The sequence below is a fragment of the Corynebacterium lemuris genome (assembly GCF_024919295.1).
Classification (GTDB): Bacteria; Actinomycetota; Actinomycetes; order Mycobacteriales; family Mycobacteriaceae; genus Corynebacterium; species Corynebacterium lemuris.
In genome coordinates this window covers 1-204 of sequence record NZ_JANWTC010000059.1, presented here as the reverse complement: position 1 = coordinate 204, position 204 = coordinate 1, and the positions used below count along the sequence as shown (strand labels likewise).

The 204-nt window shown below is 65.7% G+C and carries 1 pseudogene; it reads left to right on the top strand.

Annotated features, from left to right (window positions below):
- Positions 1-204 (top strand): annotated as a pseudogene (locus NYP18_RS15365) (M23 family peptidase); the annotation flags it as partial.

The window sequence follows — 204 nt, the reverse complement described above, 5'->3', positions numbered from 1 at the left end:
GCACCGCAGATCTTGGCGATCCCGGAGTATAAGCCGGTAGCCAACCTCGAGGAGCAGCTGGACAAGGCGGTGGAATACGCCGCTGAGCGTACCGAAGCCGCCGCTGCTGAGGCTGCCGCTGCCACGGAGGCAGAACGCCTTGCCAATGCCTCCTCCGTCGTCAAGCCGGCCGAGGGCACCTTCACCTCCGGTTTCGGTATGCGC